The 14,791-nt window shown below is 69.1% G+C and carries 10 protein-coding genes; 5 read left to right on the plus strand and 5 right to left on the minus strand.

The features are described 5' to 3' along the window. Positions 1–273 precede the first annotated feature (273 nt). From F8M74_RS15425 to F8M74_RS15435, 3 genes are all read left to right on the plus strand, one after another. On the plus strand, positions 274–2,388 hold the full coding sequence (locus tag F8M74_RS15425; RefSeq protein ID WP_141255018.1) for a sigma-54-dependent Fis family transcriptional regulator: 2,115 nt from the start codon (positions 274–276) through the stop codon (positions 2,386–2,388). Between the two features lie 176 nt (positions 2,389–2,564). After that, the gene (gene adh / locus F8M74_RS15430; RefSeq protein WP_141255019.1) at positions 2,565–4,085 is read left to right on the plus strand and encodes an aldehyde dehydrogenase; all 1,521 of its coding nucleotides are present in this window, start codon (positions 2,565–2,567) and stop codon (positions 4,083–4,085) included. After that, positions 4,085–4,522, plus strand: a complete 438-nt coding sequence (locus F8M74_RS15435) for a DUF779 domain-containing protein (RefSeq protein ID WP_141255020.1) — start codon at positions 4,085–4,087, stop codon at positions 4,520–4,522. Before adh ends, F8M74_RS15435 begins: the two co-directional genes overlap by 1 nt. Before the next feature lie 128 nt (positions 4,523–4,650). Here F8M74_RS15435 and F8M74_RS15440 read toward each other — a convergent pair whose 3' ends face one another. Together F8M74_RS15440 and F8M74_RS15445 are read right to left on the minus strand one after the other, a co-directional pair. After that, complete coding sequence (locus tag F8M74_RS15440) at positions 4,651–5,544, minus strand: putative RNA methyltransferase (protein ID WP_216619964.1); 894 nt, start codon at positions 5,542–5,544, stop codon at positions 4,651–4,653. Between the two features lie 410 nt (positions 5,545–5,954). After that, the gene (locus F8M74_RS15445; RefSeq protein ID WP_011555013.1) at positions 5,955–6,299 is read right to left on the minus strand and encodes a hypothetical protein; all 345 of its coding nucleotides are present in this window, start codon (positions 6,297–6,299) and stop codon (positions 5,955–5,957) included. Between the two features lie 40 nt (positions 6,300–6,339). Between F8M74_RS15445 and F8M74_RS15450 the strand changes: the two genes are divergently transcribed. Continuing rightward, entirely contained in the window at positions 6,340–7,665 is a 1,326-nt protein-coding gene (locus tag F8M74_RS15450; RefSeq protein ID WP_141255021.1) for a tetratricopeptide repeat protein, read from the plus strand. On the opposite strand, the gene F8M74_RS15455 is transcribed toward F8M74_RS15450, so the two are convergent. Further along, a complete protein-coding gene (locus F8M74_RS15455; protein ID WP_141255022.1) occupies positions 7,646–8,977 on the minus strand; it encodes a pitrilysin family protein in 1,332 nt (443 codons plus the stop codon). The two genes, F8M74_RS15450 and F8M74_RS15455, sit on opposite strands and share 20 nt — an antisense overlap. Next, a complete protein-coding gene (locus F8M74_RS15460; RefSeq protein WP_141279522.1) occupies positions 8,974–10,521 on the minus strand; it encodes a HAMP domain-containing sensor histidine kinase in 1,548 nt (515 codons plus the stop codon). The genes F8M74_RS15455 and F8M74_RS15460 overlap by 4 nt, the downstream gene beginning before the upstream one ends. A gap of 542 nt (positions 10,522–11,063) precedes the next feature. On the opposite strand from F8M74_RS15460, the gene F8M74_RS15465 reads away from it, so the two are divergent. After that, entirely contained in the window at positions 11,064–11,516 is a 453-nt protein-coding gene (locus tag F8M74_RS15465; RefSeq protein WP_228559791.1) for a hypothetical protein, read from the plus strand. A gap of 120 nt (positions 11,517–11,636) precedes the next feature. Here the strand turns inward: F8M74_RS15465 and F8M74_RS15470 are convergent, their stop codons facing one another. Next, a complete protein-coding gene (locus tag F8M74_RS15470) occupies positions 11,637–14,783 on the minus strand; it encodes an efflux RND transporter permease subunit (RefSeq protein WP_141256471.1) in 3,147 nt (1,048 codons plus the stop codon). Positions 14,784–14,791: the final 8 nt, after the last annotated feature.

Below are 14,791 nucleotides of genomic sequence, written 5' to 3' on the forward strand. Positions count from 1 at the left end.
CGCCACGTCTGCCGCGGGGGGGGACCTCAGAGGTGTGTGAGAGGGACCTGGGAAGTGGGTTGGGTCCGGAGGGGGGCGGTTGACGTGTCAGCGCCGTGTCGCGCCGCCGCCTGACGCGTCAATGACGTGTCAGGCGAGGTCCCGGCCCTGGACTTCGAAGGTGGGGTGGGGGGCGCCCCGAGCCTCGTGACGCGCCGCGCTAGGTTGGGACAGAGACATTGCGGCGTTCCCAGGTTGTTGTCGCCATCGGGATTCCACCAAGATTCAAGGTCCTTGGGGACGCTGACGCTCAGTGCATCACCGCTCCTGTGGGAGCAGTTCCTCGTGGGGGCACTCGACGGGGAGGCCGGGTTGCGCCCGGAGTTGCGCTCCATCCTCCCCCGCTGGCAGCGCTCACGGTCGCTGGGCGCCCCGAGCACCGGACAGCCGGACGAAGGGCCCAGTGTGGGCAGCCTGGCGCTGGTCGAGCGCCGGGCCCGGCTGGAGCCGGTGTGGCACGAGCTGGGCGGCATGCTGGAGATGTTGTCGGCGGCGCCCCTTCCTTCGGGGCGGGTGGCGCTGCTCGCGGACCGCGAGGGCGTCATCCTGGCGACGCGCAGCTCGGGCGGGGACTTCACCCACCACGCGGATTACGTGCGCCTGGTGGAGGGGGCCTGCTGGGATGAGACGTCTCGCGGGACGAATGCCATTGGCACTGCCCTGGCGGAGTCCTCCGCCGTCGCGGTGGTGGGGCCGGCGCACTACGCACAGCGGCACCATGGGCTCGTCTGCTACGCGGCGCCGGTCCATGACCCCTTTGGAGAGCTGGTGGCCGTGCTGGACGTCACGGGGCCGGCTGGCGCGGCGGAGCCGCTGGTGCTGGTGGCGGTGGCCAGTGTGGCCCATGCCGCCGAGGCGCGGCTGCGCGAGGTCGCCTGGGCCCGGGTGGCCGCGGCGGCGCGGGGGGGATTGGAGTCGCGCCTGTCGCGTGAGGATGGCCCGGTGCTCGTCGTCGAGCCGATGGGGCGGGTGAGTCGCTTCAATGCGGCCGCGCGCGCGTTGCTCGGTGGGCAGGGGCCGATGGCGGTGGAGGCGGCGCTCGGTGTCTCGTGGCGGGCGCTGACGGACGCCGCGTTGCGAGGCGTGGCGCTGGAGACGCGTCTTGCTTCACAGGGGCCGGCCTGGCGCATCCACGCGGAGGCGGTGGGGACGGGGGATGGGAGCTCGGCGCTCGCGGTGCTGGTGCGGCTGGAGTCTTCGGGTGTCCGAGCCCTGGGCATGACCCCTGGGAGCGCGGATTCACGTCCGGCGGTGGCGGAGCCTTCCTCTGCGGGCCGTGCGCCTCGCACGCTGTCCCGGGACCTGTGGGGGGCGGATACGGTGGTGCCACCTGGACCGTGGGCGGCGCTCAAGGGGAACGACCCGCAGCACCGCGCCACGTTGCGAGAAGCGGAGCGGTTCGCGCCCACGAGCTTGCCGGTGCTTCTGCTGTCGGAGACGGGCACGGGCAAGGAGCTCCTCGCTCGCGCACTGCACTCGGCCAGTACGGTCGCCACGGGGCCCTTCGTGGCGGTGAACTGCGGCGCGCTGTCGCCCGCGTTGCTGGAGAGTGAGCTGTTCGGCCATGCACCTGGTGCCTTCACCGGCGCGCGTGTCGGCGGCGCGGAGGGAAAGCTGGCGGCGGCGGACGGCGGAACGCTCTTCCTCGACGAACTGGCGGAGATGCCGCCCGCGCTCCAGGTGTTGCTGCTTCGGGTGCTGGAGGACGGTGCCTATTCGCGCGTGGGAGAGTCCCGCGTGCGGCGCTCGCGCTTCCGCCTGGTGGGCGCCACCTGCAGGGATTTGGACGCGGCCGTGCGCAACGGCACGTTCCGCTCCGACCTCTATTTCCGCCTTCAGGGCGCGGTGCTGCGGCTGCCACCGCTGCGCGAGCGCAACGACCTGCCGGAACTGGCCCATGCACTCCTCCGGCGGTTGTCGGAAGAAGAAGGCCTGGCCACGCCGAGCATCTCCGCCGCCGCGCTCACCCGGCTCGCAGCCCACCCCTGGCCCGGCAACGTGCGCGAGCTGAAGACAGTGCTGCGGTTGGCGCTGGTGCGCGCGGGAGGCGCCCCCGTGTTGGACGTGGACGCCCTGCCGTCAGGCCTGGGAAGCCCGCTCTCGCCCGGGGCCCAGGTAGAACCACGGCCCGCCGTGCCCGCCGCGCCGCTTTCTTCCAGTGCGCCGCGTCAGCCGAGCGCGGGTGCCGCCGCCGGCCCGTTGCGCGAGCTGGAGGCCCGCGCCATCCAGGAAGCACTGGCACTCAGTGGCGGCAACGTGGCGCAGGCCGCCCGGCGTCTGGGCATCGCACGGAGCACGCTCTACCGGATGGCGGAGCGCTTCGGCATCACGCTGCCCTCGCGCGCCTGAACGTTCACTGGAGGACGGTGTCCATCGCGCGACGCACCTGTCGCGCTCCGCGCCATGCGTGTCCGGACAGGTGTCGCAGAGCGGGACACGACGCGCCGCAACGTCGACGGACGCGAGCACTGGCACGCGCGCTGCTCTGGGGTGGCCCGTTCACCCAACCTCCCAAGGAGAGCGCAGTGATCTACGCCGCCCCCAATCAGCCCGGCTCCAAGGTGCAGTTCAAGCCCCGCTACCAGAACTTCATTGGCGGGCGCTGGGTCGAACCCGCGCGTGGTCAGTACTTCGAGAACATCAGCCCCGTGACGGGCAAGCCCTTCTGTGAAGTAGCCCGCTCCACGGCCGAGGACATCGAGAAGGCGCTGGATGCGGCCCACGCGGCCCGGCTCTCCTGGGGCCGCACCTCGCCGACCGCCCGAGCGAACATCCTCAACAAGATCGCCGACCGGATGGAGCAGAACCTGGAGATGCTCGCGGTCGCCGAGACGTGGGACAACGGCAAGCCCGTGCGTGAGACGCTGGCCGCGGACATCCCGCTGGCCATCGACCACTTCCGTTACTTCGCTGGGTGTATCCGCGCGCAGGAAGGCGGGGTGAGCGAGTTGGACCACGACACCGTCGCCTACCACTTCCACGAGCCGCTGGGCGTCGTGGGGCAGATCATCCCCTGGAACTTCCCGCTCCTGATGGCGGCCTGGAAGCTGGCCCCGGCGCTGGCGGCGGGCAACTGCGTAGTCCTCAAGCCCGCGGAGCAGACGCCCTCCAGCATTCTTCTGTGGACCGAGCTCATCCAGGACCTGCTGCCCGAAGGTGTGCTCAACGTCGTCAACGGCTTCGGCGTCGAGGCGGGCAAGCCGCTGGCCAGCAGCCCGCGCATCGCGAAGGTGGCCTTCACCGGCGAGACGAGCACGGGCCGGCTCATCATGCAGTACGCCAGTGAGAACCTCATCCCCGTCACGCTGGAACTGGGCGGCAAGAGCCCCAACATCTTCTTCGAGGATGTGATGGCGCAGGACGACGACTTCTTCGACAAGTCGTTGGAAGGCTTCGCCATGTTCGCGCTCAACCAGGGCGAGGTCTGCACCTGCCCGTCGCGCTCCCTCATCAGCGAGCGCATCTACAGCCAGTTCATGGAGAGGGCGCTCGACCGCGTCCGCAAGGTGAAGCCGGGCAACCCGCTGGACACCGACACCATGGTCGGCGCCCAGGCGTCCAACGACCAGTTGGAGAAGATCCTCAGCTACATCGACATCGGCAAGAAGGAGGGCGCCAAGGTCCTCATCGGCGGCGAGCGCGTGGCGCTGTCCGGCGACCTGAAGGACGGCTACTACGTGGCGCCCACCGTGTTCCAGGGCCACAACCGCATGCGCGTCTTCCAGGAGGAGATTTTCGGCCCCGTGGTGAGCGTGGCGACCTTCAAGGACTTCGACGACGCCATCCGCCAGGCCAACGACACGCTGTACGGCCTGGGCGCCGGCGTGTGGACGCGTGACGGGAACACCGCCTACCGCGCGGGGCGCGCCATCGAGGCGGGCCGCGTGTGGACCAACTGCTACCACATCTACCCCGCGCACGCGGCGTTCGGCGGCTACAAGCAGTCCGGCATCGGGCGGGAGAACCACCGGAAGATGCTGGACCACTACCAGCAGACGAAGAACCTGCTGGTCAGCTACAGCCCCAAGGCCATGGGCTTCTTCTGATGAGTGGCGCCGGTGCCGGCCCCGGCACGGGCGGACAGGACGGCGCCACGGTGGTGGCCCGGGTGGACGTGACGCCCGAGGCCGCCGCCGTCATCCGTCAGCTCCGCGCCACGCACGGGCCCTTGATGTTCCATCAGTCGGGAGGCTGCTGCGACGGCAGCGCGCCCATGTGCTACCCCGTGGGGGACTTCCGCGTGGGCCAGCGAGACGTCTTCCTGGGCGAGCTGGAGGGCTGCCCCGTCTACATTGGCGGCGCGCAGTTCGAGTACTGGCAGCACACGCACCTCACCCTGGACGTGGTGAAGGGGCGGGGCGCCGGCTTCAGCCTGGAGTCCCCGCTGGGCGTGCGCTTCCTCACCCGCAGCCGCGTCTTCACGGACGAGGAATACGAACGGATGAAGAACGCGCCGCCGCCCCGGCGTGGACCTCCGGAGTAGCCGTTCCGGCGTCAGCGCGTGGGGTGGGACGACGGGCTTCTCCCTGGACTTCAACCCCATGCTCTGCGCGGGGCAGGGGCCCAGACCGCGCGGCGCATCGCGGCCTGGGCTCCTCGCGCGATCGCTGCTCAGGCGGGCGCGGAGCCGTTCCTCTCCACGCGGTGGTAGCTGGCCACGGTGAAGGACGCGGTGACGGTGAAGGGCTCGGGCAACATGTCCGCGCGCCGCCGCAGCTCCTCCGTGGAAGCATGGAACGCGCTGGGCCCCATGGCCGCGATGTGGAACGCGTCGTCGCGCGTCAGCCGCAATGTCAGCTCCAGCGATTCCTGGACGCCTGGCTCGAACGTGGTCCGCAGCCGTGTGTGGAGCCGCTCCTCCTTTCGCGCGTCGACGCTCAGCAGCCCCATGGGTTGGATGAGCTGTGTCAGGTGCTGGTCCGTGGGTGTCACGATGAGCAGTGCGCCTCGGCGATTCAGGACGCGGTGGAACTCTGGGGCGTTGCGAGGAGCGAAGATGCTGAGCGCCAGTGCAACGCTGTGATTCCGGAGGGGCAACGTCCGCTCGCCGTCCGCGATGAGGGCACCCGCACGGGCGTGGGCCCTGGCGGCCCGCCGGGCAGCGAAGCGGGAGATATCGATGGCGAGCCCCGTCAGCGCGGGGCACCGGTCGAGTACACGGGCCAGGTAGTGCCCGGTACCCGCTCCCACATCGAGCACGCAGCCCGCTGTCGCATCGGCGCCGGTGAGCCGCGCGGCATGCTCCGCCAATAGCGCGGCCAACGGTTCGTAGTGGCCTCGCGCGAGGAATGCCCCTCGCGCGGCGACCATCGACTGGGTGTCGGCATTGCCCGGGGCCCGGTGGCCCGGCAGGAGGTTGACATAGCCCTGCCTGGCGACGTCGAAGCCATGGCGCGCCACACAGCGCAGCGCCGTTGCTTCCTGGCGAAGCGGTGACTGGCAGATGGGACAGCAGAGCAGTGGAAGAAGGGGCGGCGGAAAGCGGGGCGAAGCGGACGCTGACATGCGGAAAGGGCTCCAGAGGCTCGTGGCGGCGCATGGCCGGGAACGAGTCGCGGGAGGCCCTCAGGCGCGGGGTGTCAGGACCCTGGCAGGAGCGCTCGGCAGCCCGCACGCGCGTGGAAGCCGCACACGCATGACGGAGGTTCGTCACGCACGGTGCTCACGCCAGGCGAGGCCGTGGCTCAGGAACAGGAGCGCGGCACATCGCGCCCGGGCCTTCCGCGACGCGGAAAGCGGGCACGAAGGCAGCAAAGAGACCGGGGAGGCCCTACCAGGGCACACATCGCCTGGAACGGACGCAGTGCTGCGGCGTCCGAACAGCGCGGAAGCAGTCCGCTTGCTGCCGCGCTCAGCCGCGCAGGCGGCGCAGGGACACGGGGGCCAGGTGCCGACAGGAATCCATGGCGAGGAGCCTATGCCGCTTCGTCGAACACTTCCAGCGCGTCACGCACGCCGGGCAGCGCGGTGAGCAGCTCGAATTCGTCGGACTGGAGCATGGAGACGCGGCGGCCGGAGAGGCGCTCCATGAGGAGCTCGATGCGGTGTTCGCCCTTCCCAGTCGCGTGGCGGAAGATTCGCGCGCGGAAGCCCTCCGCGTGGCACGCGAGGATGTCCTTCTGGAGGCTGCGCAGCCGTCGGACGACCTTCAGCGCCGCTCGCCCCTCGGGGGTCTCGAACGTGTGGAAGTGCCGGTTCCGCGACAGCGGCTTGCTGGGGTCATGGAGCCTCTCCACGAGGCGCCGAACGAATGGGTCCATCGACGAAGGAGGATAACATCCGGTACCCTGCGCCTCAGCGATGCACCGTCTTTTTCGAATCAGACCGTGGACCCTGGCGCTCCTTCCGCTGCTTGCTTGCAAAGAGCCGGAAGTTGCCGCCGCGGAGAACCAGGCCAAGCGGGCCCAGGCAGCATTGACCGAGGCCCGCGGCCACCTGTCCAGTGGACAGGCCAACGCCGCGCTTGCCGCACTGAGCAGGGCCGCCACCGCGGCGCCTGACAGTCCGGAGCCGCACCTGCTCATGGCGCAGGCCCACCGCATGGCGGGCAACGAGGGCGCCGCCATCCTGGCCTTGAAGCAGGCCGCCTCCATGTCGCCGGGCTCGGACCCCACCATCCAGCGCCAGCTGGCCGACATCTACCTCCAGCAGGGCCTCACCAAGGACGCGCTCGCGGCGCTCATCAGCATGCGGGATGCGGGAAACCTGCCGGACGCGGACGTGCTGCGGCTGGCCCGAATCCAGGCGCGTGAGGGCATGATTGATGCCGCCTTCAAGACGCTGGAGAACATCCTGCGGGAGAACCCGGACGACGCCGAGGCCAAGTCCGTCGAGGCCGAGGTGCTCTGGCTCAAGGGCGACGAGCTCCTGGCCGCCAACCTCATGGACCGGCTCCTCAACCAGGACCCGGCGCTGGCCTCCGCGCGGCTGCTGCGCGCGCGCTACTTCCTGGTCAGCGGCTTCCCGGACCTGGCCGAGTCAGACCTGAACGCCGTGAAGGGCGCTGACGCGGAGCGGCCGGAGGTGGTGACGCTGCGCGCACGGGTGCTGCTGGCCCTGGGCCGGGCCGCGGACGCGGAGGAGGCCCTGCGCGGGCTGGTGGAGGCGCAGCCGCAGAACGCCGACGCGCTGGCGTGGCTGGCGGAGACGGTGCGGGTGCAGGGCCGCCGCGCGGATGCGCAGTCCCTGGTGGACCAGGCGCTCCAGCTCAACCCGCGGCTGGCCCGGGCGCAGTACGTGCGCGGGCGCTCCCTGGAGGAGCAAGGGGACCGCCGCGGCGCGGAGGAGGCCTACCGCTTCGCGCTGTCCGCGGAGCCCCGCTTCGCGCCCGTTCACGCCCGGATGTGGCGCATCCACTTGAATGCGGACCGCATCACGGACGCGGAGACGTCGCTGGAGCTGCTGCTCAGCATGAGCGAGGCCACCATCGAGGAGAAGGCCCAGCTCGCCGCCCTCTATGCGCGGATGCAGACGAAGGTGACGCAGGGCCTCAAGCTCATCGACGAGGCCCTGAAGCGGGAGCCGGAGAACCCGGACTACCTCCGCACCCAGAAGGCGCTCAACACGCTGCTGCCGAAGCCCAAGAAGAAGTCCTCGGGCCCGATCATCATCCGCGGCCGCCGCTGACCACCGCCCGCGGCGCGGCCTCCGGTCCGGGAAGGCCGGGGGCATCCGCCACCACGCGCTCCAGGGCCTTGAGTCCCTTGCGCTGGCCCACCGCCACCACCGTGAGGTTCTCCCGGTTGAAGTAGCGCCGGGCCACCTCGCGCACGCGCGCGGCGGACTGCGAGTCCACCAGGTCGGCGCGGTGACCAAACGACTCCGGCGTGCGGAACAGCTCCGTGCCGCCGAACCAGCCGGACAGCTCGCCCGGCGAGTCCTGGGAGAACTCCAGCAGCATGCGGTGCCGGCGCTTGGCGCGCGCCAGCTCCTCTTCGCCCACCTCGTTCTCACAGAGCGTGGACAGCACGCGGAAGGCCTCGGTGATGACCGTTGCGGCCTTCTCCGGCGCGCTGGCGGCCTCAATCTCGAGGAGCCCCGCGTCGTGGTACGCGTCCAGCGACGCGCTCACGGAGTACGCTAGGCCGCGCTTCTCCACGATTTCGAACGGCAGCCGCGACGACAGGCCGTCATCCAACACGCGGCGGATGATCTGCAGCGCGGGGTAGTCCTCGTGCTGCTCGGGGACGCCGCGGAAGTTGAGGCGGAACTCCGTCTGCGACTCGTCATGGCTGACGAAGTGCAGGCGCGGGCCGGGCGGAGTGAGGGGCGGCGGCGCCTCGACGCTGGACGGGCCGCGCGGGAGCCGGGCGAAGGCTCGCTCGGTCATCTCCAGGACTTCCGAGTGCTTCACCCGGCCGGCGGCGGTGACGACGATGTTCCCCGCGACGTAGTGCTGGGCGAAGTGCTCCAGAATCTGCGGGTGCGTCATGTTCGTGACGGACTCGCGCGTGCCGGCGATCTTCAGGGCCAGCGGGTGTCCGGGGAAGAGCAGGTGCTTGGACAGGTTGTCCAGGTCGATGTCCCGGCCCTTCTCGTCCACCTCGTCGAGCATCTCCTCGAGGATGATCTGCCGCTCCACCTCCATGTCGGTGAGGCGGGGACGGGTGAGCATGTCGCCGATGATGTCCAGGCCCACGCGCAGGTGCGCGGGGTGGATGGGCGTGTAGTAGTACCCGTGGTCCCGGGTGGTGACGCCGTTGAGGTTGCCGCCGACCTCTTCCACCGCCGCGTTCATCTTCACGGTGTCCGGCCAGCCCTCGCTGCCGCGGAAGAAGAGGTGCTCCAGGTAGTGGCTGACGCCATTGCTGACGAGCGTCTCGTGGCGGCTGCCCGTCCGCACGTAGACGGCGAGCAGGGCGGTGTGGAGGTGGGGCGTCTCGATAGTGACGACGCGCAGCCCGGAGGGCAGCACGTCCCGGTACGTAGTGAAGCTCATGCGCGAGGAAGCCTTAACACGAAGGCCGTCCCCTGGCCGGGAATACTCTGGCAGGAGAGCGAGCCACCGTGCACCTGGAGGATTTGCTGACTGACGGCCAGGCCCAGGCCCGTGCCCCCCTCCTTGGTGGTGAAGAAGGGCTCGAAGAGGTGCTGTCGGATATCCTCCGTCATGCCCTGTCCGGTATCGCGCACCGTGACTTCCACGGCGTCCTCCGCCGGACGGGTGATGATGGTGAGGCGGCCGCCGGACGGCATGGCCTCGCGGCTGTTTCGCAGCAGGTTGAGGAAGACCTGCCGCAACTGGCCTTCGTCGGCGAGCACGTGCGGGGTATCCAGGGCGAAGTCGCGCACCACTTCCACGCCGGCGCGCTCCAACTCCTCGCGGGTGAAGTCGAGCACGGTGTCCAGCACGGCGGTGACGTCGCGCGGGTCCAGGTCGGGCCGGGGCGGGCGGGCCATGCGCAGGTACTGCTCGGTGACATCCGCCAGGCGGTCCACCTCCTGGGTGACGGCGGAGATGAGGTCCTTCACCTCGGCCGCGTCCTCGGGGGTCGCGAAGCGGGCGGCTTCGAACCCGTCCTGGAGCAACTCCACGTTGAGGCCAATGGAGGACAGGGGGTTGCGCACCTCGTGGACGATTTGCGCGGAGATGCGGCCCACGGCGGCCAGTTGCTCCGCGCGCATGAGGGCCTCGGCCTGGGCCTTGAGCTGGGCCTCGCGCGCCTGGAGCGAGCGGGCCATCTGGTCGAACTCCCGGGCCAGGACGGCCACCTCGTCGTCGCCGCGCACGCCTAACTGAGCGTTGTAGTCACCGCGGCCGATGCGGGACACGCCGCGGATGAGGTTGCGCATGGGGCGCAGCGTGCGGGCGGACCAGGCGGTGGCGCCCACGCCCACGGCGATGGCGGCCACGGAGAAGCCGATGATGAAGAGGCCGGTGGTGCGCTCGCGCTCCTCGGCGCCGTCCACGCGCTCGCGGATGCGGTTGGACAGGGCGGCGCGCAGCACGCGAATCTCGCGGCCGATGGAGTTCTCCTCCTGCCGCAGCGCGGCGGTGGCGACGGCGACCTGTTCCCGGTCCGGATTCTCCGTGGACAGGACGGCGAAGACGGCCTCCGCGGCGCGGCCGTAGTCGCGGTAGCGGGTCTGGAGCTCGCCGAAGCGGTCCTCCAGGCCCCGGATGAAGGGCCCCTCGCTGTCGGGGGCGGAGGCCAGCACCTCATGCGCCTTGGCCTGGGCGGCGGCGAGCCGCTGGGTCATGAGGGGTGAGTTGTAGGTCCGGGCCAGCCGGATGAAGGCGCGGCGGATTTCGACGTTGCCCTCTTGAATCAGGCGCTCGGTGTCCTTCTCCTGGGTGGCGTGGAAGGTCTCCAGCTCCGCGGCGTCCTGGGAGAGCTGGAGGTAGCCCTGGCTCACCAGCCGGATCTCCAGCCGGTTGCGGTGGAGCTCCGTCACGCTGAACAGGGACACCAGCCCGAAGGTGCCGAGCACCACGGCGTAGCCCAGGAAGATGCGTGTCGCGAGGGAGAGCTTCACGGGCATTCCTCGCTACGTGGCGGGCCGTCCAACCGCAAGTCTCGTCTCCAGGGGGCGCAGGCGCCTGCTCGGGGGCCGCCGAGGGGGAGGGGCTACCTCCAGTGGGTCTCAGCGTACTCCAGGGGGCGCATCCCGACACGTCTCGACTGCGCTGACTCGGTCTTCCAGGACCCAGGGCTCGGGAAGGTCAAGAGCTTGGTTTGTGCGAGACCTTGTCCACCGGGACGTCGGACTGGTTTCTCGGCGCAAACTCCAAACAGATGGCGTGTGGATTTGTATGGACGATTGCAGAAGTGGTGGAAATTTTAATGTTGTATGGGGTTTTGTTTGGCTTTCTGGCGGGTGTCAAGGTGTTTGTGTCTGTCTTCTGGTTGGTTCTTGTTTGGAGGGTGGTTTGAGTTGTTTGATGTGGATCGTGCTATGTCGTGTCTGGGATCTCCGGTTGGAGCAAATTGCCGCATCCTCTGTCACGACAACTATGACCTGAAGGCAGATGGCGACGGGTCGTCAAACTGGCTTCTGGCGGCGGAAGCTTGATGGTGTTGCATATGGCGAAGCTCAGGGGTTTTGTTGGAGCGGCGGTGCTGGTGATGCTGTCCGCGTGCGGTCCTGCGGAAGAGCAGCTTTCTGGCGATGGTGAACTCTCCTCAAGCAGCATTGAGTTGAGCTCCGTCATTCCGGTTCCCGATGCGGAGATGTTGCAGGCGCTGACGAGTTCATGCCAGCCTGCGAGCGAAGGGAACTGCATTGGCGCTGGCTACCTGGCCTGTACTGACTGGTCTGCTCAATACGAGTGCGCACCGAAGACGGCTTGCGACCCGATGAACCCTATCTGCAAGACGCGCGTCGACGGGCAGTTGGTGACGACTGGTACCGAGTACCAGGATCGCAACAGCTATCGCGTGTGCTCCAATCCGCAGGGCGGAACCTGCACGGAGTACCGGTTTGATCGCGCTAGGACGTGCGGGTGCGGTGGCGGGTATCCCGTCTCCGAGATCTGAGACGCGGCTCATCCGCGACGGGGAGGCGCTGGCGCCACTGTTCGCTTGATGCCCAGATAGCATTCGGCCCGGCCCCTCGTGTGAGGAGCCGGGCCGTTTTCCTTCCAGCGCCCGCGGGCCTCAGTGGGACGCGGCGGGCGTGGGCACCGCTTCGTCCTCACCCGTGGCCCGCTTCGCGTCGCCGCGGAGCTTCTGCATCAGCACGTAGAGCCCGGGGATGAACACGAAGTTCACCACCGTGGACACCAGCATGCCGCCGAACACCGCCGTCCCCAGGGAGTTGCGGGACGCCGCGCCGGCGCCGGAGGCCGTCATCAGTGGCACCACGCCCAGGAGGAAGGCGATGGACGTCATCAGGATGGGGCGCAGGCGGACCTCTGCCGCCTCCACCACCGCGTCGATGGCGCTCTTCCCGCCCTCCCGGAGCTGCTCGGCGAACTCCACGATGAGGATGGCGTTCTTGCTGGCCAGGCCGACCAGCATCACCAGTCCCACCTGGCAGAACACGTCGTTGGCGAACCCGCGCGCCAACTGCAGCCCCAACGCGCCCATGATGGCCAGGGGCACGGAGAAGATGATGACCAGCGGCAGGCTGAAGCTCTCGTACTGCGCCGCGAGCACCAGGAAGACGAAGAGCAGACCCAGCGCGAAGATGATGGCCGTCTGCCCGCCGCTCTCCTTCTGCTCCAGGCTGAGGCCCGTCCACTCCGCGCTCATGCCCTGAGGCAGGTGCTGCGTGGCCAGCGCTTCCATGGCCTCCAGCGCCTGGCCGGAGGACACGTCCGGCGCCGGCTGCCCGTTGATCTCCGCCGAGCGGAACAGGTTGTAGTGGCGGATGACCTGGGCGGACACGGTGGGCTCCACCTTTACCAGCGACTCCAGCGGAATCATGTCCCCGGTGTCGCTGCGCACGTAGAAGGCGCCGATGTCCGACGGACTGTCGCGGAACTGCTGCTCCGCCTGGACGTACACCCGGTAGGTGCGGTTGGCGTAGTTGAAGTCGTTGACGTACTGGCTGCCCATGTAGACCTGCATGGTGCCGAACACCTGCTCAATCGGCACGCCGAGCGCCTTCGCCTTCTGCCGGTCCACCTCCACGTCGAGCAGCGGCGTGTCCGCGTTGAAGGTGCTGAAGGCACCGCGCAGTTGCCCGTGCTCGTTGGCCTTCGCCACCAGCATCTGCGTGGCCGCGGCCAGGTCATCCAGCGAGCTGGTGCCGTCGATGTCCTCGACGATGTACTGGAAGCCGCCCACGCTGCCGACGCCTCGGATGGCGGGCGGCTGGAAGGGCATCACGCGCGCTCCGCCGATGCGGCTCAGCGGGGCACGCAGCCGCTCCACCAGCGCGGCCACCGACTGGTCCTTGCCCTTGCGCTCCTCCCAGGGGCTCAGCGACGTGAAGATGGTGCCCATGTTGGGGCCGCTGCCCATCATGGAGAAGCCGCCAATGGCGAACATGGCGCGCACCTCGGGCTGCGCCTGCAAGATCGCCTCCGCCTCCGCCAGCACCTTCTCCGTCTGGGCGAGCGACATGCCCTCGGGGCCCTGGATGGAGATGATGAGGTAGCCCTGGTCCTCGTCGGGGATGAAGCCCGTGGGCGCGGCGCGGAACAGCAGCGCCGTGCCGCCGATGCACGCCAGGAAGGCGAGCAGGACCAGGACCGGATACTTCAGCAACTTGCGCAGGTTCCGCCCGTAGATGGCCTTCGTGCCGTCCAGCACCGTGTCCACCCAGCGGAAGAAGACCCACTTCGGTCCCTCGTGGTGCCTCAGCATCTTCGCGCTGAGCGCCGGGGTGAGGGTGAGGGCGCAGAAGGTGGACAGCGCCACGGAGGCGGCGATGGTCAGCGCGAACTGCCGGTAGATGGCGCCGGTGGTGCCCGGGAAGAGCGCCACCGGGACGAACACCGCCACCAGCACCACGGAGATGGCGATGACCGCGCCGGTCACCTCTTTCATGCCCTCGCGCGCGGCCTGCACGGGGGACAGGCGCCGCTCCACCATCAACCGCTCGATGTTCTCGATGACGACGATGGCGTCGTCCACCACCAGACCCGTGGCCAGCGTGAGGCCGAAGAGGGTGAGGGTGTTGATGGAGAATCCCATCAGGTGGACGAAGGCGAAGGTGCCGACGAGCGAGACGGGGAGGGTGAAGGCGGTGATGAGCACGCTGCGCCAGCCGTGCAGGAACAGGAAGATGACGAGGATGACGAGGACGATGGCTTCCACCAGCGTCTTGATGACCTCGTTGATGGAGGCGCGGACGGCCAGGGTGGTGTCGGTGCCTGTCTGGAACTGCATGCCGGGCGGGAACTGCTTCGACAGGCGCTCGAGCTCCGCGTACACGCCGTCGCGCACGTCCAGCGCGTTGGCGGTGGGCAACTGGAAGATGCCCAGGCCCACGCCCGTCTTGCCGTTGAAGCGCAGGACGGTGCCGTAGTTCTCCGCGCCCAGCTCCACGCGGCCCACGTCCTTCACCCGGATGCTCGTGCCATCCGTGTTCCGCATCAGGACGATGTCGCCGAACTCCGCCGGCTCCACCAGCCGGCCCCGGGCCCGCACCGCGATCTGGTAGGGCTGGTCCTCGGTGGACGGCGGCTGGCCAATCTGACCCGCGGCCACCTGGAGGTTCTGCTCCTGGAGCGCGCGCGTCACGTCCTGGGGCGTGAGCTTGCGGCGCGCCAGCTCCGTGGGGTCCAGCCACAGGCGCATGGAGAACTTGCGCTCGCCGAAGATGCGGACGTCACCCACGCCGGGCACGCGCTTGATGGCGTCCTTCAGGCTCACGTCGGCGTAGTTGCTGAGGAACTTGGCGTCGTAGCGGTTGTCCTCGCTGAACAGGCCCACCGTCAGCAGCATCTGGCTGGAGGCCTTGTTGACGACGATGCCCGTCTGGTTCACCTGTGAGGGCAGGCGCGCCGCGGCGCGGCTGACGCGGTTCTGCACGTCGACGGCGGCCACCTCGATGTCGCGCGTGGCATCGAAGGTGATGGTGATCTGGCTGGTGCCGTCGTTGCTGCTGGTGGAGGTGATGTAGCGCATGCCCTCCACGCCGTTGAGCTCCTGCTCCAGCGGGATGGTGACGGCGCTCTCCACCACCTCGGCGCTCGCACCCACGTAGGTGCTCGACACGGTGACTTGTGGCGGCGCCAGGTCCGGGTACTGGGCGATGGGCAGCGTGGGGATGGCAATCAGGCCCACCAGCGTCAGCAGGATGGAGCAGACGATGGCGAAGACGGGCCTACGGATGAAGAAATCGACGAACATGGTGCTTT

The sequence above is a fragment of the Myxococcus sp. CA023 genome (assembly GCF_010998615.1).
GTDB lineage: Bacteria > Myxococcota > Myxococcia > Myxococcales > Myxococcaceae > Myxococcus.